Source organism: Azospirillum canadense, assembly GCF_025961225.1.
GTDB classification, from domain to species: Bacteria; Pseudomonadota; Alphaproteobacteria; order Azospirillales; family Azospirillaceae; genus Azospirillum; species Azospirillum canadense.
On sequence record NZ_JAOQNG010000001.1, the window covers coordinates 1,861,651 to 1,881,808 of the forward strand.

Annotated in this window: 21 protein-coding genes; 9 read left to right on the forward strand and 12 right to left on the reverse strand. The window is 68.5% G+C overall.

The window, feature by feature from the left end; all coding sequences use genetic code 11:
- The first annotated feature begins 67 nt into the window (after positions 1–67).
- On the forward strand, positions 68–757 hold the full coding sequence (locus M2351_RS08870; protein WP_264655730.1) for a GntR family transcriptional regulator: 690 nt from the start codon (positions 68–70) through the stop codon (positions 755–757).
- Positions 758–846: 89 nt separating this feature from the next.
- A complete protein-coding gene (locus M2351_RS08875; RefSeq protein WP_264655731.1) occupies positions 847–1,653 on the forward strand; it encodes an alpha/beta fold hydrolase in 807 nt (268 codons plus the stop codon).
- A gap of 145 nt (positions 1,654–1,798) precedes the next feature.
- Here the strand turns inward: M2351_RS08875 and M2351_RS08880 are convergent, their stop codons facing one another.
- The 4 genes from M2351_RS08880 to M2351_RS08895 form a co-directional block, all read right to left on the reverse strand.
- Positions 1,799–2,845, reverse strand: a complete 1,047-nt coding sequence (locus M2351_RS08880) for an RluA family pseudouridine synthase (protein WP_264655732.1) — start codon at positions 2,843–2,845, stop codon at positions 1,799–1,801.
- Positions 2,845–3,246, reverse strand: coding sequence for a fluoride efflux transporter CrcB (crcB, locus tag M2351_RS08885; protein WP_264655733.1), 402 nt, complete (start codon positions 3,244–3,246; stop codon positions 2,845–2,847). The genes M2351_RS08880 and crcB overlap by 1 nt, the downstream gene beginning before the upstream one ends.
- A gap of 146 nt (positions 3,247–3,392) precedes the next feature.
- Positions 3,393–4,523: a catalase family protein gene (locus tag M2351_RS08890; RefSeq protein WP_264655734.1), complete on the reverse strand. Its 1,131-nt coding sequence runs from the start codon at positions 4,521–4,523 to the stop codon at positions 3,393–3,395.
- 63 nt (positions 4,524–4,586) lie between these two features.
- Positions 4,587–5,498 carry a hypothetical protein gene (locus tag M2351_RS08895; RefSeq protein WP_264655735.1) on the reverse strand — a complete coding sequence of 304 codons (912 nt, stop codon included), beginning with the start codon at positions 5,496–5,498 and terminating at the stop codon, positions 4,587–4,589.
- 134 nt (positions 5,499–5,632) lie between these two features.
- Between M2351_RS08895 and M2351_RS08900 the strand changes: the two genes are divergently transcribed.
- Positions 5,633–6,520, forward strand: coding sequence for an HD-GYP domain-containing protein (locus M2351_RS08900; RefSeq protein WP_264655736.1), 888 nt, complete (start codon positions 5,633–5,635; stop codon positions 6,518–6,520).
- Positions 6,521–6,540: 20 nt separating this feature from the next.
- On the opposite strand, the gene M2351_RS08905 is transcribed toward M2351_RS08900, so the two are convergent.
- Entirely contained in the window at positions 6,541–7,863 is a 1,323-nt protein-coding gene (locus M2351_RS08905) for a replication-associated recombination protein A (RefSeq protein ID WP_264655737.1), read from the reverse strand.
- A 21-nt stretch (positions 7,864–7,884) separates the two neighbouring features.
- Positions 7,885–8,289 (reverse strand): hypothetical protein, encoded by a 405-nt coding sequence (locus tag M2351_RS08910; RefSeq protein ID WP_264655738.1) that lies wholly within the window; start codon positions 8,287–8,289, stop codon positions 7,885–7,887.
- A 121-nt stretch (positions 8,290–8,410) separates the two neighbouring features.
- On the opposite strand from M2351_RS08910, the gene M2351_RS08915 reads away from it, so the two are divergent.
- Complete coding sequence (locus M2351_RS08915; RefSeq protein WP_264655739.1) at positions 8,411–8,674, forward strand: hypothetical protein; 264 nt, start codon at positions 8,411–8,413, stop codon at positions 8,672–8,674.
- Between the two features lie 36 nt (positions 8,675–8,710).
- Here M2351_RS08915 and M2351_RS08920 read toward each other — a convergent pair whose 3' ends face one another.
- The 5 genes from M2351_RS08920 to rpsM form a co-directional block, all read right to left on the reverse strand.
- Positions 8,711–9,289: a YqaA family protein gene (locus M2351_RS08920; protein WP_264655740.1), complete on the reverse strand. Its 579-nt coding sequence runs from the start codon at positions 9,287–9,289 to the stop codon at positions 8,711–8,713.
- A 158-nt stretch (positions 9,290–9,447) separates the two neighbouring features.
- Positions 9,448–9,870, reverse strand: a complete 423-nt coding sequence (gene rplQ / locus M2351_RS08925) for a 50S ribosomal protein L17 (RefSeq protein WP_264655741.1) — start codon at positions 9,868–9,870, stop codon at positions 9,448–9,450.
- Positions 9,871–10,066: 196 nt separating this feature from the next.
- A complete protein-coding gene (locus tag M2351_RS08930; protein ID WP_264655742.1) occupies positions 10,067–11,092 on the reverse strand; it encodes a DNA-directed RNA polymerase subunit alpha in 1,026 nt (341 codons plus the stop codon).
- Positions 11,093–11,217: 125 nt separating this feature from the next.
- The gene (rpsK, locus tag M2351_RS08935) at positions 11,218–11,616 is read right to left on the reverse strand and encodes a 30S ribosomal protein S11 (protein WP_012974490.1); all 399 of its coding nucleotides are present in this window, start codon (positions 11,614–11,616) and stop codon (positions 11,218–11,220) included.
- A gap of 15 nt (positions 11,617–11,631) precedes the next feature.
- The gene (rpsM, locus tag M2351_RS08940; RefSeq protein ID WP_209772863.1) at positions 11,632–12,000 is read right to left on the reverse strand and encodes a 30S ribosomal protein S13; all 369 of its coding nucleotides are present in this window, start codon (positions 11,998–12,000) and stop codon (positions 11,632–11,634) included.
- A 336-nt stretch (positions 12,001–12,336) separates the two neighbouring features.
- Here rpsM and pyk point away from each other — a divergent pair, with 336 nt between their 5' ends.
- Positions 12,337–13,779 carry a pyruvate kinase gene (gene pyk / locus M2351_RS08945; RefSeq protein WP_264655743.1) on the forward strand — a complete coding sequence of 481 codons (1,443 nt, stop codon included), beginning with the start codon at positions 12,337–12,339 and terminating at the stop codon, positions 13,777–13,779.
- A gap of 24 nt (positions 13,780–13,803) precedes the next feature.
- Here pyk and M2351_RS08950 read toward each other — a convergent pair whose 3' ends face one another.
- Positions 13,804–16,437, reverse strand: a complete 2,634-nt coding sequence (locus M2351_RS08950; protein ID WP_264655744.1) for a PAS-domain containing protein — start codon at positions 16,435–16,437, stop codon at positions 13,804–13,806.
- Between the two features lie 195 nt (positions 16,438–16,632).
- Here M2351_RS08950 and M2351_RS08955 point away from each other — a divergent pair, with 195 nt between their 5' ends.
- The 4 genes from M2351_RS08955 to M2351_RS08970 all read left to right on the forward strand — a co-directional run bounded on the left by M2351_RS08955 (position 16,633) and on the right by M2351_RS08970 (position 20,135).
- Positions 16,633–17,058 (forward strand): YqaA family protein, encoded by a 426-nt coding sequence (locus tag M2351_RS08955; protein ID WP_264655745.1) that lies wholly within the window; start codon positions 16,633–16,635, stop codon positions 17,056–17,058.
- Between the two features lie 239 nt (positions 17,059–17,297).
- Positions 17,298–18,758, forward strand: a complete 1,461-nt coding sequence (gene ccoG / locus M2351_RS08960; protein WP_264655746.1) for a cytochrome c oxidase accessory protein CcoG — start codon at positions 17,298–17,300, stop codon at positions 18,756–18,758.
- 142 nt (positions 18,759–18,900) lie between these two features.
- Positions 18,901–19,449 (forward strand): molybdopterin adenylyltransferase, encoded by a 549-nt coding sequence (gene mog, locus M2351_RS08965; RefSeq protein WP_264655747.1) that lies wholly within the window; start codon positions 18,901–18,903, stop codon positions 19,447–19,449.
- A 131-nt stretch (positions 19,450–19,580) separates the two neighbouring features.
- Positions 19,581–20,135 (forward strand): hypothetical protein, encoded by a 555-nt coding sequence (locus M2351_RS08970; RefSeq protein WP_264655748.1) that lies wholly within the window; start codon positions 19,581–19,583, stop codon positions 20,133–20,135.
- Positions 20,136–20,158 lie beyond the last annotated feature (23 nt).

A 20,158-nucleotide genomic window follows, 5' to 3' on the forward strand; every position in this document is an offset into this window, starting at 1 on the left:
TCCGGCGTGCAAGGGACGAGGCGCAGTGTTAGATTGGATACAATATCCTGGCAAGGGGAGAGTCCGCATGTCCGCCAACGCCGAGCTGGCGCGCCTCGTCGCGCGGGCGCAGCCGCGTTTCCGCACCACGGCGGAGTTCGTGGAGGCGACCCTGCGCGAGGCCATCCTGACCGGCGCCATCGCCCCCGGCACGCCGCTGCGGCAGGAAGAACTGGCGGAAACCTTCGGGGTCAGCCGCATGCCGGTGCGCGAGGCTCTGCGCCAACTCGAAGCGCGCGCGCTGGCGGAGTTCCACCCGCACCGCGGCGCCGTGGTCGCGGAGATCTCGGCCACGGACGCCGCGGACATCGGGGCGATCCGCATGGCGCTGGAGCCCATGGCCCTGCGCCTGTCCCTGCCAAGCCTGACCACGGACGACCTCGCCCAGGCGGATGAGCTGATCGCGGAGATGGACGGCGAAGCCGACCCGGGCCGCATGGGGGAGTTGAACCGGCGCTTCCACATGACGCTCTACGGCCGTGCCGGGCATCCGCGCCTGCTGGCGCTGGTGGAGCAGCATCTGCTGGCCGCCGACCGCTATTTGCGCTTCCAGTTCGCGGCGCTCGGCTACCATCCACGCTCCCAGGACGAGCACCGCGCCCTGCTGGCCGCCTGCCGCGCGGGGGACGGGGCGGCCGCCGAACGGCTCGTGATGGAGCATGTCGGCGAGGCGGCGGAGCAGCTTACGGCGTTCCTCAAGGAGCGGGAGGCGGGGTAAGCGCTCAGTCCGTCTCGACAGCCGCCCTCGACAGGTGCCGCGCGAAGCCTTATTGCGTACAGCCCATCCCGGACACAGCCACGGCCGACATGTCCACGCCCAAAGCCCCGCTCCCGAACGTCGACGAGACCGAAACCCGGATCCGCTTAGCCGACGGCTCCCTCTTCGCGAAGGTCTGGACGCCGGAATCCTCGGACGACCCACCGCCCGCACCGATTATCCTGTTCCACGATTCCCTCGGCAGCGTCGAGCTGTGGCGCGGCTTTCCCCAGCGGCTCGCCGCCACGACAGGGCGGCGCGTCGTCGCCTACGACCGGCTCGGCTTCGGACGCTCCGATTCCTATCCGGGGAAGCTGGACGCCGGGTTCGTCGCCGCGGAAGGGCAGTGCGTCGTCCCCTCCCTGTGCGACCAACTCGGCATTGACGACTTCGTGGCCTGCGGGCACAGCGTCGGCGGCGGTATGGCCGTGGAGACGGCCGCCCGGCTCCCGGCGCGCTGCCGGGCGCTCGTGACCATTGCCGCCCAGGCCTTCGTCGAGGACAAGACGCTCGCGGGGATCCGCGTCGCCCAACGTGGCTTCGAGGATCCCGCCAGCCTCGCGAAACTGGCGAAGTACCACGGCGACAAGGCCGCCTGGGTGGCCGACGCCTGGATCAACACGTGGCTGTCGCCGGAATTCGCGGACTGGACGCTGGAGCCTGCCCTGGCCGGCGTCCGATGCCCGGTGCTGGCTATCCACGGCGAGCGGGACGAGTACGGCTCCGCCGAGCACCCCACACGCATCGCCGCCGGGCGCGGCACCGCGCGCATCCTCCCCGAGACCGGGCATGTCCCCCACCGGGAGAGCGAGGCGCTCTTGGTGGAGGTGATCGAGGGTTTTCTCAGGGGGATTTAACTAGCGGGGTTGAGCGAGAGGTGGTTGCGTTGGGCCCCCACCCTAACCCTCCCCCACCTTCGGCGAGGGAGGGGATTACTCCTCCCCCCGTCGAAGATGGGGGGAGGCTGGGAGGGGGGCCCAGCGCGACCACTCCCCATCTCCCTCAATCCACGTCTTCGAACGGGTCGCCCTTCAGGTTCGGGCTGAAGCCCAGGTATTTCCAAGTCGTCACCATGTGGTCCGGCAGCGGGGCCGTCACGTCGATCACCCGATTGCCGCCGCGCGGGTGCGGCAGGATCAGGCGGCGGGCGTGCAGGTGCAGCTTCTTCGGCACCTCGGCACCGGCCAGATAGGCGCCCTGCCCGGCATACTTGCCGTCACCCAGGATCGGCGTGCCGACGGCGTTCATGTGGACGCGCAGCTGGTGGGTGCGGCCGGTGCGCGGCCACATGGCAACGAAGGCCGCCTGCTTCCCGGCGTTTTCCAGCACCGTGTAATAGGTGATGGCGCGCTTGCCGTCGTCATCGTCGCCGGCCACACGCTCGCCTTGCGGCCCGCCTTCCTTCGCCAGCGCCAAGTCGATCTTGCCCTGGTAGGGCTTCGGCACGCCCACCGTGGCCGCCCAGTAGATCTTGCGCACGTCGCGGCCGCGGAACATCTCCGTCAGCTTGGACGCCGCGAACGTGTTGCGCGCCAGCAGCAGGACGCCCGAGGTGTCCTTGTCCAGCCGGTGCACCAGCTTCGGCCGCTCGTTCGCGTCGAAGCGCAGCGCGTCGAGCATGGCGTCCAGGTGCTTGGCGGTGTTGGTGCCGCCCTGCACGGCGAGGCCCGCCGGCTTGTTCAGCGCGATCACGTCGCCGTCCTTGAACAGCACCAGCGCGCGCAGCGCGGCGATGTCCTTCTCCGACATCGCCGGCTTCTTCGGCGCGGGCTGGGCGGGAGCGCCCTCCGGCTTGGCCCAGTCGGCCAGCGGCGGGATGCGGATGGCCTGCCCGGCGCCCAGCCGGGTCGAGGTCTCCGCCCGCTTGCCATCGACGCGGATCTGGCCGGTGCGCAGCAGCTTCTGAAGGTAGCTGTGCCCCACGTCGGGAAAATGGCGTTTGAACCAGCGGTCGAGGCGGATGTCGGCCTCGTCGGCCGTCACCGTCCGGGTCTCCACATTGCCGGCCTTTTGGGTGCCGTTCGGGGCGGGGGCTTTCGTTTCACTCATCACAAGGGTACCGACACAAGAGAACGCACGACCGCGAGGCCGGCAAAAAAGCCCGCGATGGTCAGCACCATCGAGGCCAGCACATACCCCGCCGCCGACAGGAAGGCGTCGCGGGAAACCAGAAGCCCCACGTCCAGCGTGAAGGAAGAAAAGGTCGTGAATCCGCCCAGCACGCCCACCATCACCAGCGCTCGCAGCTCCGGCGAGGGCGACCACACCAGCGCCGCCAACTCCGCCAGCACGCCCATGGTGAAACAGCCGATGGCGTTGACCGTCAGCGTTCCATAGGGGAATTGCGTGCCGAGCCACTGTCCGACCGCTGTCATCAGCAGGTAGCGCGCCACCGACCCGGTGGCGCCACCAATGGCGACCGCGACAAGAGAGGCGGGGGATGCGAGCACGTGCCCTCCGACGGCGATGGGGGATCGGGTTGGGGTGTGGGAGTTCCGGGCGGATTAGAGCCAGAAATCCGGCGATTTGTCACGCGTTGGGGGCGCATGGCCGCGTGTCGGTACGGCTTTCCCCGCCCTCCCCCGCTCGACACCCGTCAGGCCGGCAGGCGGAAGGACCCGTCCGGCTCCCCCAGGTCGTCGCCGTTGCGCTCCGCGCGGAAGCGGGCCGACATTTCGTAGGCGTGGCGGCGCATCCGCATGATGGAGCCGAGCGGTCGGTGCGCGGCAAGCCCGTGCCAGGGGCTGAAGGACAGCCGATCGTCCCCCGCCTTCGACCGCTCCGGACTCCAGGCCGTCTGCGGCTCCACGGTGATGCGGGCGACGGTGACGTAGGGGCTCTTCTCCTCCGGCCACTCCACCGCGGCGTTTTCGATGGGCATGGTCTCCAGGTCGGTGCAGAGCTGCACCCGCAACTCCCACGTTCCGCCGGTCCGGCCGAAGAAGTCCACCACCGCCTCGCGCAGGCCGTCCGGCTTGCCGTTGACGTTCAAGGGCGCGCCGCTCAGCGCCATCAGTTCGTCCGACACCGGCACGACGCTGACCTTGGCCATGTATTCGCCGTAGCGGATCGGCACCTGGCTGTAGAAGCGCTCGCCCAGGATGTGCCGTTCCGGTTCGCCGCCCATCGTCTTCAGCGTCACGCTCTGCCCGCCGAAGGCCTCCACCACCGCCTCCGCCCCGCGCAGCCCGGCGGACACCACCTTCTTCGCCGTCGGCGCGCGGTCGGTGGTCGCGGCCAGCAGCTTCAGGTTCCCCAGGAACGTCTTGCCGTCGGGCACCGCGAAGACCGGGCCGTTGACCAGCACGAAGTCCTGCGTCGTCTGCCTCTCCGATCCCGGCAGCCGCTCGCCCGGCACGCCCATCACCTTGATGGCGAAACCGCGCGGAGTCGACACGCTGTCGGGCAGGATGTCGCCTGGCGTGGTGGACAGGCGCATGACCACCGGATAGCGGTCCGCCCGCGCGAACATTCCCTGGGCCAGGACCGGCGGCAGCCCGTCCAGCACCTCCAGCTGCCCGACGAGCAATCCGTGGCTCTTCGCATGGACGCTGCGCAGGCCATGCCCGCCGTCCTTGTAGGTCGTCTTGCTGATCGACAGCAGGGTGTCCGCCAGCGCCGCGGCGGTTTCCGCCTCATCCGCCTCGGGTGTTTCGACGGAGGGGTCGTAGCGCAGCGGGTTGGATGGTGGAGTGCTGGGATGGCTGTTGGACACACTGCTGGACACAGGGACATCTCCGGATAAGCAAAGCCGGGCCAACAGGCGGCACGCTACCGGTGTTCCAACCGCTCAAGCGTTCGTGAGCGATCCGCCCCGCTCCCCCACGCCGAAGATCCACCCCTCCTGCCGGCGGGCGCGGGCGTCCATCGCGGGCGGGGTCCACACCTCCGGCCGGTCCGCCAGCCAGCGCATCCCGGCCGCGGAGACCAGCGCGTCGGCGTCATGGTCGGTGACCGGACCGGAAAGCCGGGCCGGCGCCGATCCGAGAAAGGCGAGTGCCGCGTCCACGTCCTGGGCATCGCGGATCTTGCGCAGGCCGAAGCCGGCGCGCTTCAGGAACAGGCGCGGGTAGATCTCGCAGAAGACCATCTGGCTGGGCCGCAAGTCGTCGAAGGGCCAGACGGCAACCTGGTCCGGGGCGCGCCGCTTCAGGGCGCGCAGCATCCGCATGCCAGCCAAGGCCCCCTTTCCCACCTGCTTGGAGCCGATCAGCTTGTAGGGGCTCTGCGGGCTGCCGTAGCCATCGGCGCGGCACATCCGCTCCGTCAGGCGGTGCGGATCCCGGTACCAGTCCGGCTGGAGGCCGGACCGCCAGAAGTCCGCGCCATAGTCCGGATGCTCCGCGAAGGCGCCCCCGGCGAAATCCGGCTCGCTGGCGGCCACCGCCTCGACACGGTCCCACAGGTCGAAGACCGTCGCGGCGTCCGGGTCCGGGAAGTAACGCGCGGCGATGTCGAAGGGCAGCGAGAAGGCGCAATCGATGCCGACCAGGGCCGGACCGCGCTCCAGTTCCCCCACCAGCCACGCGAAGATTTCGCTGCGCGACCACCAGCCGGCGGTTGGCTCGACGAGTCGCGGCGGGGCGTCGTCGGCCGGGCACTCCGCCACCGCGATTCCGGCATAGCGCCGTCCGCGCGCACCGGACCAGTCGATGGCGATAAAGCGGGGGAAGGCAGGAACCTGTTCGCTCGTTTCGGCCAAGGAATGTCTCACCGGTCAAAGGTCTGTTGGGGAATCGCGGGAATTTCCGCGCGTCGACAAAATGACCCTGGAGGCATGGGCGTCCCTGCGCAACACTGATCGGCCGTTGTCCGTCCCTCACGACCTGTCCTGCCATGCCGAATTCCTCCCTCGCCAATCGCGTCGCGAGCGCCTACACCGTCGCCGGCACGGCTTGGATTCTGGTGAGCGGAGAGGCCGTGAACCGGATTTTCGGGGCGGACCTCTCGACCCACAGCCTGTTTAAGATCGGCAAGGGCCTGCTGTTCGTCGCCGTCACCGCCGTCGCGCTGCGCTGGCTGCTGGTCCGCGAACTGAAGCGCCGGAGCGAGGCTGACGAGGCCAGGGTCAAGGCCACCGATCGTCTCGTCCTGTTGCTCCAGCAATCGGTGGAAGCCCTGTCGCACACGCTGAGCCAGCGCGATCCCTACACGGCCGGCCATCAGGCGCGCGTGTCTGCGTTATCGGTGGCAATCGCGGAGCGGATGGGCCTGCCGGCGGACAGGGTTGACGCGATCCGCACCGGCGCCCTGCTCCACGACGTCGGCAAGATCGCCATCCCCGCGGAGATCCTCTCCAAGCCGGGCCGGCTCAGCCCGGACGAGTTCAACCTCGTCAAGGGGCACGCCCGGATCGGCACGACCATCGTCGCCAAGATCGACTTTGATGCCGCCGTCCATGCGATCGTCGGCCAGCACCATGAACGGCTGGACGGCAGCGGCTATCCGCAGGGCCTGCGCGGCGACGCGATTCCGCTGGAGGCGCGCATCGTGGCGGTCGCCGACATCGTGGAGGCCATGACCTCCCACCGCCCCTACCGTCCCGCCCTGGGCATCGCGGCGGCGGAGGGGGAAATCCGCGCGCTCCGCGGGCACAAGCTCGACGCCGGGGCGGTGGACACCTGCCTTGCGGTCATCGCCGACGGGCTGGAGAAGGTCTGGCCGGACCACGGCGCGGTGCCGACGGATTTCCGGCCGATGTCGGTCATGAGTGCTGCTCCGTAACCGGCCATCTCCTGTTGGCGTCACCCCTCGCCGGTCTTCCTCTCCCGCAGCTTCGCCCAGTAGTCCTGGCGCTTCTTGATCTCGCGCTCGAATCCGCGCTCCACCGGCTGGTAGAAGTCGCGTCGCGCCATGCCGTCTGGGAAGTAGTTCTGGCCGGAGAATCCATCGGCCGTGTCGTGGTCGTAAGCGTAGCCCTGCCCGTAGCCAATCTGCTTCATCAGCTTGGTCGGCGCGTTCAAGATGTGCTTGGGCGGCATCAGGCTGCCCGTCTCCTTGGCGGCGCGCACGGCACTCTTGTAAGCGGTGTAGCCGGCGTTCGACTTGGGCGCGGTGCCGAGATAGATGACCAGCTGCGCGATGGCCAACTCGCCCTCCGGGCTGCCCAGCCGCTCGTAGGCGTCCCAGGCGGCGATGGCTTGGGTCAGGGCGTTGGGATCGGCCATCCCGATGTCCTCCACCGCGAAGCGGGTCAGGCGGCGGGCGATGTAGCGCGGGTCCTCCCCGCCTTCCAACATGCGCGTGTACCAATAGAGCGCCGCGTCCGTGTCTGATCCCCGCAGCGACTTGTGCAGCGCGCTGATCAGGTTGTAATGCCCCTCCTGCGCCTTGTCGTAGAGCGGCGCGCGGCGCTGGATGGTGGTGGCGAGGCCGTTGTTGTCCAAAACCGTGCCTTCAGGCAGCGCGAACAGCTCCTCGCACAGGTTCAGGCAGAAGCGGCCGTCGCCGTCGGCCATCGCCTTCAGCGCGGCGCGCGCGTCCGGCTCCAGCGGCAGGGGGCGGCCCATCTCCGCCTCGGCGCGCGACAGCAGCTTTTCCAGCGCCGTGTCGTCCAGCCGGTTCAGCACGAAAACCTGGGCGCGGGACAGCAAGGCGGCGTTCAGCTCGAAAGACGGGTTTTCCGTCGTTGCACCCACCAGCGTGATGGTGCCGTCCTCGACATAGGGCAGGAATCCGTCCTGCTGCGACCGGTTGAAGCGGTGGATCTCGTCGATGAACAGCAGTGTGCCCTGACCCGCAACGCGGCGCGCCTTGGCCGCGTCGAAGACCTTGCGCAGGTCGGCGACTCCGGAGAAGACCGCGGACAGCGGTTCGAAATGCAGGTCGGTGGACTGGGCGAGCAGGCGCGCGATGGTCGTCTTGCCGCAACCGGGCGGCCCCCACAGGATCATGGAGGCCAGCCGCCGCGCCGCGACCATCCGGCCGAGCGGCCCGTCAGGCTTCAGCAGATGCTCCTGCCCGACGACCTCGCCGAGGTTGCGCGGGCGCAGCCGGTCGGCCAGCGGGCGCGGGGCGCCCGCTTCGAACAGACCGCCGGTGCCACCGTTGTCGGCGCGCTTGCTCATCGCGAACCCAGGCTCACGACCTCAGCGGGTCGCCGCGCCGCAGCGCTGGTAGCACTGCCGCAGCTGGTACTGGCAATTGTCGCTCGGGGTGAAGGGCTCCATCCGGTCAGGGCGCTCCGCGCCGCTCTGCGCGCGGGCGGCGACCGAGTCCATGCAGGAGTTGTTGCTGCGCTCGCACTGCACGCGGCACGAGTCGCCGCTGCCGTCGCCCGTGCCGCCCAGGCGCAACGACTGGTCGTCCGTCCCCGGACGCGTCGCGGGCAGCGACCGCTGCGGGGCGGAGGTGCCGGGCGACGCGGTGGAGGCGGTCGGCGCCGGGCCACCGGCGGCGGGGCTGGATCGCCGCGTCGGGCCATCCGAACAGGCAGACAGCGCGACGAGGGCTAAGGCCAGCACCGGCCCAAGGATGGTGATCGGACGGAACATCGCGGCTACGGCTCCCATTGTTCTTGCACGGCCCCTGTGGTTGGCGGATGGTCCGGAATGGACCGGCCGCGGGCTCGGCGCCCACTATGCCGGGAAGGCAAGCAATAAGGGAATGACTCAAATGGGCCCCACCAGCGGAGGTCAGCCTCCACGCCGGCGCAGTTCGATCACCGTCTTCGTGGCCCTGCTCGCCATCGGCCTTGTGATGCTGGTCGGGCGCATGTTGGCACGGCCGGACGTCAGCGTCGGCGAACTCATCGTGCCGGTGCTGGGCGGCGCGGCGATGGCCGCCGCCATCGGCTTCATCGTGCTGCGCGACCGCCGCGAGCGTGCGGCCATGCCCCCGTCCCGGCGCGACTCGCAGGACCAGGGCGTGCCGGACTGACGGTGCGGCGCCCCTCCACCCGGAGGGGCCACCGCTCTACACAAACTTGAAGCTGAGCAGGCCGCCGATGACGATCACCAGCAGCACGGTGGTCACCAGCATCAGCCGCTTCTCGATGATGTCGCGCACCTGCGGCCCGTAGAAGTGCAGCAGGATGGCGATCATGTAGAATCGCGAGAATCGCGCCACGATCGAGCACAGGATGAACACCGTCAGATCGAGGTGCGCGAATCCGGCGGTGATCGTCAGCAGCTTGTAGGGAATCGGCGTAACGCCCTTCAGGATCAGGAACCAGGGGCCGAACTCGGCGAACATGTCCTGGAAGCGCTGGAACGAGTCCTGGGCGTTGTAGAAATCGATGATCAGGCGGCCGATGCTCTCGAACAGGTAGAAGCCGACGGCGTAGCCGAACAGCCCTCCGATCAGCGAGGCGAGCGCGCAGATGTTCGTGTAGCGCCAGAGCTTCTTCGGTTCCGACAGGCACATCGGAACCAGCATCACGTCCGGCGGCAGCGGGAAGAAGGAGCTTTCCGCGAAGGAGATGCCGGCCATCCACCAGACGGCGTCCTTGCGTGCGGAGAGCTGCAAGATGCGATTGTAGAGAGGTTTCAGCATACCGCGCGCGCGGCGCTCTCCCGTCCGTAGCGGAACCCAGACACCGGAAACCCTCCCACCGGGAATGAACCCGGAGGGAGGGCCGGTCGATCACCCATATCGGTTGCCGAAGCCGCAGGGGCAATGGCAACGACAGGATTTCATCGGGTCTCTGAGACTCAGGCCGCGGCCTCGGTCTCCTCGGCGATCTCCACCGGGCCGGAGTCCTGGCCCTTGGCATCGACGTCGCGGTCGACCAGCTCGATCACGCCCATGGCGGCGGCGTCGCCGTAGCGGAAGCCGGCCTTCAGAACGCGGGAGTAGCCGCCCTGGCGGTCCTTGTAGCGGTCGGCCAGCACGGTGAACAGCTTGGTCACCATCGCGTCGTCGCGCAGCTGCGCGAAGGCGAGACGGCGGTTGGCGAGGCCGCCCTTCTTGCCGAGCGTGATCAGGCGCTCGACGATCGGGCGCAGATCCTTGGCCTTCGGCAGGGTGGTCTTGATCTGCTCGTGCTTGATCAGCGCGTTCGCCATGTTCGAGAACATGGCCTTGCGGTGGCTGCTGGTCTTGCTGAACTTACGTCCGGAAACGCCGTGACGCATGACGGTCCTCCTTCATGGCGTGGCCCCCCTCGGGGAGCCGGTGGTGAACCCCGCCGCCCATGCCGATCGGTTGTGGCCGATGCGGCTGGTACGGCGCGGGGCGGGCCAGGTGCGGCCCTGGGAACTCATGGCCCCCTCCCCGACCCTCCCCCGCTTTCGCGTGAGAGGGATAGGGCGGTGGCAAAAACGACGAGACTTAGTACGGCTCTTCCAGACGCTTGGCCAGCTCTTCGATGTTCTCCGGCGGCCAATTCGGGATTTCCATACCCAGGTGCAGACCCATCTGGGCCAGCACTTCCTTGATCTCGTTCAGCGACTTGCGGCCGAAGTTCGGGGTGCGGAGCATTTCCGCCTCGGTCTTCTGCACCAAGTCACCGATGTAGACGATGTTGTCGTTTTTCAGGCAGTTGGCCGAACGGACCGACAGTTCCAGCTCGTCCACCTTGCGGAGCAGGTTCTTGTTGAACGGAACCTCCTCGTGCTTCTCCTCGGCGACCGCGTGGGTCGGCTCCTCGAAGTTGATGAACAGCTGCAGCTGGTCCTGGAGGATGCGGGCGGCCAGAGCCACCGCGTCGTCCGGCTTCACAGCGCCGTTGGTCTCCACGACCATCGACAGGCGGTCATAGTCGGTGACCTGCCCGACGCGGGCGTTGTCGACCTTGTAGGACACCTTGCGGACCGGCGAGAACAGGGCGTCGACCGGGATCAGGCCGATCGGCGCGTCTTCCGGACGGTTCTGGCTGGCCGGGACGTAGCCCTTGCCGGTCTCGACCGTCAGTTCCATGTTCAGGCGGGCGCCGGCGTCCAGCGTGCAGATGACCAGATCCGGGTCCATCACCTGGATGTCCGCGCCGGTTTCGATCATGCCGGCCTTCACCTCGCCGGGGCCCTCGGCGCGCAGGCGCATGCGCTTCGGGCCGTCACCGCCCATGCGCAGGCCCATCGACTTGATGTTGAGGACGATGTCGGTCACGTCCTCGCGCACGCCGGGGATGGAGGAGAACTCGTGCAGCACGCCGTCGATGTGGATCGCCGTCACGGCGGCACCCTGCAGCGAGGAGAGCAGAACGCGGCGCAGCGCGTTGCCGAGCGTCAGGCCGAAGCCGCGCTCCAGCGGCTCAGCCACGACGGTGGCCGCGCGGTCGGCGTCGTCGCCGGGCTGGATGTCCAGCTTGTTCGGCTTGATCAGTTCCTGCCAGTTCTTCTGGAGAGCCACAGTCATAACCTCTTGCCATCTGTTGGACGCAGAACCGCGGGGACCGACCGTTCCCATCCGATGGCGCCGCGATGGCTGCGGCGCCTGTCCCGGAACGGTGGGTCCCCGCGGGTGCGGAGTTGAAACGATGCTTAGACGCGACGCTTCTTCGGCGGACGGACGCCGTTGTGCGGGATCGGCGTGACGTCGCGGATCGAGGTGATCTGGAAGCCGATCGACTGCAGGGCGCGCAGCGCCGACTCACGGCCCGAACCCGGACCCTTCACCTCGACCTCGAGGGTCTTCATGCCGTGCTCCTGGGCCTTGCGGCCGGCGTCCTCGGCAGCCACCTGGGCGGCGTAGGGCGTCGACTTGCGCGAGCCCTTGAAGCCCATCGTGCCCGACGACGACCAGGCGATGGTGTTGCCCTGCGCGTCGGTGATGGTGATCATCGTGTTGTTGAAGGAGGCGTTCACGTGGGCGACGCCGGCGGTGATGTTCTTGCGCTCACGACGGCGAAGACGCTGCGAAGCGGCTGAGGGCTTGGCCATGGTCGGTTCGTCCTCTTACTTCTTCTTGCCGGCGATCGGCTTGGCCGGACCCTTGCGGGTACGGGCGTTCGTGTGGGTGCGCTGGCCGTGGACCGGCAGGCCCTTGCGGTGACGCAGGCCGCGGTAGCAGGCCATGTCCATCAGACGCTTGATGTTCATCGCGACCGAACGGCGCAGGTCGCCTTCGACCTGGTATTCGGCGTCGATGGTCTCGCGGATCTTCAGGATCTCGTCGTCGGTCAGCTGGTTCACGCGGCGCTCGGCCGGGATGCTCAGCTTCGTGCAGATTTCCTTGGCCTTGAACGGGCCAATGCCATGGATGTAGGTCAACCCGATCTCCACACGCTTCTGCGCGGGGATGTTGACGCCAGCGATACGCGCCACGCCTGCTCTCCTCGATATCTCAACGGCAACCCTTGTGGGCTGCCTACACACCGATTGTTTCCCAAAAATCGGGGGACCCGACTTCGGGACGCAAAAGATACCCGCCGGCCCGTCTGGGCGGCAGGGAGGGTGCGAATATAGAAAAAGTCGAAATCTTGTCAAGGCGATTCCGCAACGACCGGCGCCGTTCGATCGTACAATTCGCGACGCCCGCGCAACGCCTGCGGCTTTCCCGCCGTTGACAAGCATCGCCCCAGCTTCTGAGATGCGCAAGCGCGATGGGCAAACCCGCGCGGCAACCACCCCTCCGCAGGCACGATCCCGAAGGCACGACCGATGAACCGCACAGGCAGCCCCGTCCGACGCTTCCGCTTGACCAAGGTCGTGGCCACGCTGGGGCCGGCCTCCTCCTCGCCGGAGATGATCCGCAGCCTGTTCGAGGCCGGCGTGGACGTGTTCCGGCTGAACTTCAGCCACGGCACGCACGAGGACCACGGCCGGCGCCTCGCCGCCATCCGCGCGCTGGAGGCGGAGCTGGACCACCCCATCGCGGTCATGGCCGACCTCCAGGGGCCGAAGTTGCGGCTGGGCACCTTCGCCGCCGGCCCGGTGACCGTCGGCGCCGGCCACCGGATCCGTCTGGACCTGTCGACGACGCCCGGCGACGCGACCCGCGTGGGCCTGCCCCACCCGGAAATCTTCGCGGCGTTGGAGCCCGAATCCGAGCTTCTGGTCGACGACGGCAAGGTGCGGCTGCGCGTGCTCGACTGCAGCCCGGACCACGCGGACTGCGTCGTGGTTTCCGGCACGCGGCTGTCCGACCGCAAGGGCGTGAACGTGCCGGGCGTCGTGCTGCCGCTGTCGCCCCTGACCGCGAAGGACCATGAGGATCTGGCCTTCGCGCTCGACCAGGGGGTTGACTGGGTGGCGCTCTCCTTCGTGCAGCGGCCGGACGACGTGGCGGAGGCGCGCAAGCTGATCGCCGGACGCGCCGCCCTGATGTCGAAGATGGAGAAGCCGCAGGCCATCCAGCACCTCGACCAGATCATCGAATTGTCGGACGGCGTGATGGTCGCCCGCGGCGACCTGGGCGTGGAGCTGCCGGCGGAGGACGTGCCCTCCATCCAGAAGCGCATCGTCCGCGAGTCGCGCCGCGCCGGCAAGCCGGTGATCGTGGCGACGCAGATGCTGGAGTCGATGATCGGCGCCCCCGCCCCGACCCGCGCGGAGGCGTCGGACGTGGCCACCGCGGTCTACGACGGGGCGGATGCGGTGATGCTGTCGGCGGAAACGGCGTCCGGCAGCTATCCCATCGAAGCGGTGTCGATGATGGACCGCATCGCCCGGCGCGTGGAGCACGACCCGCTCTACCGCACCATCATGGACGCCCAGCACCCGGACCCGCAGCACACCGCCGCCGATGCCATCACCGCGGCGGCGCGGCAGGTCGCCCACACCATCCAGGCGGCCGCCATCGTCACCTACACGACCAGCGGCTCCACCACGCTGCGCGCGGCGCGCGAACGACCGGAAGTGCCGATCATGTGCCTGACCTCCAGCCTGGAGACGGCGCGCCGCCTGCAGCTGGCCTACGGCGTCCACAGCGTCCATTCGGCGGACGTCGCCAATTTCAACGAGATGGTCCAGAAGGCGGCCCGCTGCGCCCACGAAGACGGGCTGGCGGTGGAAGGCCAGCGGCTGGTCATCACCGCCGGTGTGCCCTTCGGGACGCCCGGCAACACCAACATCCTGCGGATCGCCTGGGTGGGGGCGGATTGACGCCCCCTTACGCGACCACTCTCCTCACGCCACCACCAGCTCCGCGGGGGCCACTCGGGGAAAGCGCAGGGTGAAGGTGGCACCCTGGCCGGGGGCGCTGTCCAGGGCGATCCGCCCCCGCAGCGTCCGGGTTGCGATGTTGTAGACGATGTTGAGGCCGAGCCCGCTGCCCCCCGACCCGCGGTTGGTCGTGAAGAAGGGGTCGAAGATGCGCCCGTGCAGGTCCGGCGGGATGCCGCGGCCGTCGTCGGCGTAGACCAGTTCCACGTCATCCTCGCCGACGCAGCGCACGCTGACGCGCAGAGTTCCGTGTTGGCCCGGTGCGAAGCCGTGGATGATCGAGTTCATCACGAAGTTGGTCAGCACTTGGCTGAGCGCTCCGGGATAGCCGTCGATCAGCAGGTCGTCCGGGCAATCGACGATCACCGTGTGCGCCGCGCGCTTGATGCGGACCCCAAGGCTGCGCAGCACCTCCTGGATGTAGTCGCGCAGGTCGAAAACCCGCCGCTCCTCGCTCGCCTGGTCCACGGCGATCTGCTTGAAGCTCTGGATCAGCTGTGCGGCCCGGTCGATGTTCAGCAGCATCAGCTGCGTCGCCTCGCTCGCCGTGTCCAGGAAATCCGCGAAGTCGGGCTTGCGGATCTGCCCGGCCTCGAAATCCCGCCGGATCAGCCGGATTCGTTCCGACAGCAGGGAGGCGCCGGTCAGCGCGATGCCCACGGGCGTGTTGATCTCATGCGCGACGCCGGCGACCAGCGAGCCGAGCGCCGCCATCTTTTCCGACTGGACCAGATGGGCCTGCGCCTCCTTCAGGTTGCGCAACGCCGATTCCGCCTCTTCCCGCGCGGTGTGGGCCTGCTCCTCCGCACGGACACGCTCCGTGACGTCGGTGTGGGAGCCGACGATTCGGAAGGCCCGGCCGTCCGATCCCACCACGCGGATCGCGCGGGTGAAGAGATGGACGATGTGCCCGTCCTTGTGCCGGTACCGTTGCAGGAGCTGGCATTCCTCCCGCGTACCGGCCGCGAACTCACCCACAAGGCGGAGCATCGCCTCGCGGTCCTCCGGCAGGATCAGCTCGGCCCAGCGGGCGAGCGTGTTGGACATCTCCTCCTCGCCATAGCCGAGCAGGCCCCACCATTGCGGCGAGAACCACAGGTCGTTCGTGCGCAGGTCCCACTGGGAAATGCCCTCCCGCGCCGCGCGGATCGCCAGTTCGAACAGTTCCCGGCTGGCGGCAAGCTCCTGCTCCGCCTGCTTGCGCTCCGTCACGTCGGTGTAGGTGGTGACGATGCCGCCGTCGGGCAGCGGCGTCGTCAGGCTTTCGACGACGAGGCCGTCGGCGCGGACACGCTCCTCCCGCAACTCGCCACCAGCCTCGCGCAGCCCCGCCACGCGTCCCTCCACCAGCGCGTCCAGGCCGCCCTTGCCGTACCCGCCGCGCTCCGCCACATGGCGGGCGATCTCCGCGAAGGGCCGGTGGAAGCGGGCGAAGGCGGCGTCCACCGACAGCAGTTCCAGCGCCCGCTGGTTCCAGGCGACCAACCGCAGGTCGCGGTCGAAGGCCATGACGCCCTGGCTCAGCCCGTTCAGGACGGCGCTGGCCTGCGTCCACTGCGCCTCCAGCGCCTGCTCCGCTCGCTTACGCGCGGTGATGTCGGTGACGCAGGCGAGCATGGCGGTCTCGCCCTGGTAGCGGAACAGGCGCGCGGAGGCGATCACCCACATCTCGCTCCCGTTGGCCCGGCGCATCCGTGTCTCGAAGGCGTCGACGCGGCCGCCACCGGCCCGCAGGGCTTCCAGGAGCCGTTCGCGCTCCACTGGATCGCTGTAGTGGTCGTAGGCGCGGGCGCGCCCCACCGCCTGCTCCACGGGCACACCGAACAGCTCGGCCGCCGGGCGGTTGCCGGCCAGCACGACGCCGTCGGCCACGCGCGTCACCACCAGCGGGAACGCGATGGTCTGCATGATCTGGCCCTGCGCCTCCTCCGCGCGGGCGCGCTCGGTGACGTCCGTGAAGACGCGCAGGAAACCGCCGCCGGGCAACGGCGAATGGCGCACGTCAAGGATCATCCCGTCGGTGCGATTCAGGCGGTAGGACAGAGGATTTGTCGGCTGGCACAGTTCCAGCCGCTCCGCGACGATGCGCTGGAGGTCGGCATCTTCGACAACGGCCGGCTGGTATTCCCCGCGCCGCGCGGTGTAGCGGATCAGTTCCGCCATGGGGCAGCCCGGCACCGCCAAGCCGGGCGGCAGCTGGAACAGCTCCTCGTACCGGCGGTTCCAGACCACCAGCCGCATCTGGGCGTCGAAGGCGCAGACCGCGTCGGACATGGCGTCGAAGACGGTTTGGAAGGTCGCGCGGTTGGCCGACAGGTTCGGCGGGGCTTCCGGGCTTGCCTCGGCCTCGACCAGGGTGAGGAGCGTCTCCCCCTCCTCCCCCTCTGCGGCGGCGAGCGTCAGCCGGCGGCCGGCGGCGGCGGCGATCGCGACCGTTCCGCCGGACGCCAGCCGCTCGACCGCGTCCGGGCACGCCACGCCGGAGAGCGACGCGCGCAGGCTTGCCCCCGAATCCCAGGGAAGGGCGGCACGAAAGGCCGGGTTCGCCCAGACCAGACATCCGTCGGCATCGAAGCGGGCCAGACCGGCACCCGCCATACGCATCCTCCCCGCATCGCGACCCAGCCCGCGCGAAACACGCCGGGCACGGGCTGGTTGCGGGAACAATACACCAATTCCACGGACGCGCCCATGCTCGACCGAACGGATATGCGCATCCTCGTGGATCAGGAACGGCCTCCCCATGTTCTAACGCTCGCGTCCGCCGCAACGGGATAAGGCAGGCATCCGCCGATGACCGACATCGCCGCCTATGGCGGTCTGTTCATGACCGCTTTCCTCGCCGCGACGATCTTCCCGGCCCAGTCGGAGCTTCTTCTCGCGGGCATGCACGCGTCGGGCGCCTACGACCATCTGATCCTGTTGCTGGTGGCGACGGTAGGGAACGTGCTGGGGTCCGTGGTCAATTGGGCGGTCGGCCGCTACCTGATGCACTTCCAGGACCGGCGCTGGTTTCCCATCAAGCCGGCGATGGTCGACCGCGCGACCCACTGGTACCAGCGTTTCGGCGTCTGGTCGCTGCTGCTGGCCTGGATGCCGGTGATCGGGGATCCCCTGACGCTGGTCGCGGGCATCCTGCGCGTGGACTTCCGGCTGTTCCTGCTTCTGGTGACGCTGGGCAAGGGCGCGCGCTACGCGGCGTTGGTTGCCGCCGTGTAAACGGCGTGTCGGCTTTTTTGCACTGCGAAAACGACCTTGAGCCCGGCCTCCAGGCGAAGTATTACCTTCGCCCAATTCGGGCGGGCAGCCGCGCCGCGGAAAAGACCTTAAAACCAAAAGGGATTTCCTCCCCGCCACCTCTTCCTGGGCACGGATGGATTGACCGTGATCAAGGTGTGGCGGAACCGCGTCGCCTATTGTGCCGTCCTGCGATCCCATTCGGAGCCAAGGCGCGCGATATGCCCGACGGAAGCCTAGTCTCGACGGCGAAAGTCAAGCTGTACGAAGACCACAAGACGATCCATCCCAAGGCCGTCTCCGGCCGCTACCGGCGGCTGAAGACGATCGCGATCTGGGTTCTTCTGGCGATCTTCTTCATCGCGCCGTGGATTCGCTGGGAACGCGGCCCCGACGCCCCGGCCCAGGCGGTTTTGCTTGACCTGACGGCCCCGCGCTTCTTCGTCTTCTGGGTGGAGATCTGGCCGCAGGAAATCTACTACCTGACCGGCATCCTGATCATCGCGTCGCTGGGCCTGTTCCTGGCAACCTCGCTGGCCGGGCGCGTGTGGTGCGGCTTCGCCTGCCCACAGACGGTGTGGACCGATCTATTCGTGCAGATCGAGCGCTTCTTCGAAGGCGACCGGGCGGAGCGCATCCGCATGGACAAGGCGCCCTGGACCACCCGCAAGATCCTGCGCAAGGCTGGCAAGCACGCTGGCTGGCTGGCGCTGAGCGCGGTCACCGGTTTCGGCTTCGTCGCCTACTTCACCGACGCGCCGCGTCTGGCGGTGGACCTGCTGACCTTCGACGCCACCTATGAAGCGGCGGGCTTCTTCCTGCTGTTCGCCGGCATGACCTACGTGATGGCCGGCTGGACGCGCGAGCAGATGTGCTACTACATGTGCCCGTGGCCGCGCATCCAGACCGCCATGCTGGACGAGCACAGCCTCGTCGTCACCTACGACATGATGCGCGGCGACCGTCGCGGCCCGAAGCGCAAGTCGCAGAGCTGGGACGAGCGCCGGGGCCAGGGCTTCGGCGACTGCATCGACTGCGGCCAGTGCGTGCAGGTCTGCCCCGTCGGCGTGGACATCCGCACGGGTGAGCAGGCGGACTGCATCAACTGCGGCCTGTGCGCCGACGCCTGCGACGGCATCATGGTGAGCCAGAGCCTGCCGACGGGCCTGATCCGCTTCGACAGCCTCGCCGCCCAGGAGAGCCGCGCACAGGGCAAGCCCTACATCTGGCGCTTCCTGCGCCCGCGCACCATCGTCTACAGCCTGCTGATGCTGGTCATCGCTGGCGCCATGGGCTGGACCTACGCCTTGCGTCCGCGGCTGGACATCGCCGTACAGCGCGACCGCGCGCCGCTGTTCGTGACGCTGCAGGACGGCGCGATCCGCAACGCCTACACCTTCAAGGTCGCCAACAAGACTCGCCAGAACCGCGCCTACGCGCTGGTCGCCGACGGCATCCCCGGCGCGGACGTGAAGGTGGTGGGTGAGAATGAGGCCGAAACGGGCGAACACGCCAGCCACATCTCCGCGGCGCCGGACAGCGTGGCCACCTACCGGGTCTACGTCACCGCCCCCCGCGCCTCCGTCACCGCCGCTTCCACCCCGCTGACCTTCCAGCTGACCGACACCGCCAACGGGGACAAGGACGCCTACAAGTCGGTGTTCCTCGGCCCGGCCAACTAGAATTTTTCACCACCAAGGCACCAAGACACCAAGGCCCGATGCGCCGGCCAACCCCGCAGACCGGAGCCGATGCGACCGCAAGATGGAACGTCTTGGTGCCTTGGTGTCTTGGTGGTGAATCTCCAACGCAGGACAGACCCCCATGACCACCCCCGGCAAAAGCCGCCCGCTGCGCATCGGCATCGTCACCGTGTCCGACCGGGCGAGCCGGGGGATCTATGAGGACAAGGGCGGCCCGGCGATCCGCGCGGAGCTTGAGCGCATCGTCGCCTCGGCGTGGGAGCCGGTGGTCCGCGTGATCCCCGACGATCTGGACGGCATCAAGGACGCCCTGGCGGAACTGGCCGACCGCGAGGGCTGCGACCTGATCGTCACCACCGGAGGCACCGGCCCGGCGCCGCGCGACGTGACGCCGGAGGCGACCGAAGCCGTCTGCCAGAAGATGATGCCGGGGTTCGGCGAACTGATGCGCTCGGTCAGCCTCACCGTCGTGCCGACGGCCATCCTGTCCCGCCAGACCGCGGGCATCCGCGGCACCAGCCTGATCGTGAACCTGCCCGGCAAGCCTTCGGCCATTCACGATTGCCTGAAAGCCGTCTTCCCGGCCATTCCCTACTGTCTGGACCTGATCGGCGGCGCCTGGATCGACACCGACCCGGCGGTCTGCCAAGCCTTCCGGCCGAAAGCCTGACGGTTCGCCTATAGCCTTTTCGCGCAAGCGCAAAAGAGGATCGTACGCATGGCCATGTTGCCATGCGGGAACAGAGGCTCACCTTTCTCGTTCGTGAGGAGCGGGGATCTCCGGATCAAGGTGAGGCAGCCATGCTGTTCGACTTCGAGCCCTCGGGCATCAACGACACCTATCTGCGCCTGACCCGGCGCGGAGTTTCGTGCATCGTCGCCCCGGCCGGCGCGTGGAACGGCCTTCTGCGGGTCAACTACATCGTCGCCGGCACGCCGGGCGGGGTTGACCCGCACATGATCTATCGCTGCCTGGACATCGGCTGGGACGACGGCCGCTTCTGCTGGAAGGGTCGTGCGGCGCCGGTGATGACCACCTCCGCCATGGTGGAGATCCTGCTGGAGCGCGGTCTGGTCACAGACGGCGAGGCGGAGCGGCTGCTGTTCGGCATCAACGGCCCGGCATCCGGCGTCTCCACCGACGAGGCCCTGATGCTGCGCGCCATGCTGATGGGCTGCACCTTCTCCCCCATCTACGGGGACGAGCCGCTGTCCTCCGGCCCGCCGCGCGTGGCCGGCTTTGCCATGCGCACGCTGGCCGATCCCGGCTCCTTCGTGCTGGAGGCCCGCGACGGCGTCCCGGTGCTGGACGGCCCGGCCCGCGACGCGCTGAAGCGGCTTCTCGCCGCGGCCTGAGGGGTTTGACCGGAACGGGTTGA

Bases quoted from the DNA above. Each gene is read 5' to 3' on its own strand.
- M2351_RS08870 (WP_264655730.1), top strand. From the start codon at position 68: ATGTCCGCCAACGCCGAGCTGGCGCGCCTCGTCGCGCGGGCGCAGCCG.
- M2351_RS08875 (WP_264655731.1), top strand. From the start codon at position 847: ATGTCCACGCCCAAAGCCCCGCTCCCGAACGTCGACGAGACCGAAACC.
- M2351_RS08880 (WP_264655732.1), bottom strand. From the start codon at position 2,845: ATGAGTGAAACGAAAGCCCCCGCCCCGAACGGCACCCAAAAGGCCGGC.
- M2351_RS08900 (WP_264655736.1), top strand. From the start codon at position 5,633: ATGCCGAATTCCTCCCTCGCCAATCGCGTCGCGAGCGCCTACACCGTC.
- M2351_RS08905 (WP_264655737.1), bottom strand. From the start codon at position 7,863: ATGAGCAAGCGCGCCGACAACGGTGGCACCGGCGGTCTGTTCGAAGCG.
- M2351_RS08910 (WP_264655738.1), bottom strand. From the start codon at position 8,289: ATGTTCCGTCCGATCACCATCCTTGGGCCGGTGCTGGCCTTAGCCCTC.
- M2351_RS08915 (WP_264655739.1), top strand. From the start codon at position 8,411: ATGGGCCCCACCAGCGGAGGTCAGCCTCCACGCCGGCGCAGTTCGATC.
- M2351_RS08920 (WP_264655740.1), bottom strand. From the start codon at position 9,289: ATGCTGAAACCTCTCTACAATCGCATCTTGCAGCTCTCCGCACGCAAG.
- rplQ (WP_264655741.1), bottom strand. From the start codon at position 9,870: ATGCGTCACGGCGTTTCCGGACGTAAGTTCAGCAAGACCAGCAGCCAC.
- M2351_RS08930 (WP_264655742.1), bottom strand. From the start codon at position 11,092: ATGACTGTGGCTCTCCAGAAGAACTGGCAGGAACTGATCAAGCCGAAC.
- rpsK (WP_012974490.1), bottom strand. From the start codon at position 11,616: ATGGCCAAGCCCTCAGCCGCTTCGCAGCGTCTTCGCCGTCGTGAGCGC.
- pyk (WP_264655743.1), top strand. From the start codon at position 12,337: ATGAACCGCACAGGCAGCCCCGTCCGACGCTTCCGCTTGACCAAGGTC.
- M2351_RS08950 (WP_264655744.1), bottom strand. From the start codon at position 16,437: ATGGCGGGTGCCGGTCTGGCCCGCTTCGATGCCGACGGATGTCTGGTC.
- M2351_RS08955 (WP_264655745.1), top strand. From the start codon at position 16,633: ATGACCGACATCGCCGCCTATGGCGGTCTGTTCATGACCGCTTTCCTC.
- ccoG (WP_264655746.1), top strand. From the start codon at position 17,298: ATGCCCGACGGAAGCCTAGTCTCGACGGCGAAAGTCAAGCTGTACGAA.
- mog (WP_264655747.1), top strand. From the start codon at position 18,901: ATGACCACCCCCGGCAAAAGCCGCCCGCTGCGCATCGGCATCGTCACC.
- M2351_RS08970 (WP_264655748.1), top strand. From the start codon at position 19,581: ATGCTGTTCGACTTCGAGCCCTCGGGCATCAACGACACCTATCTGCGC.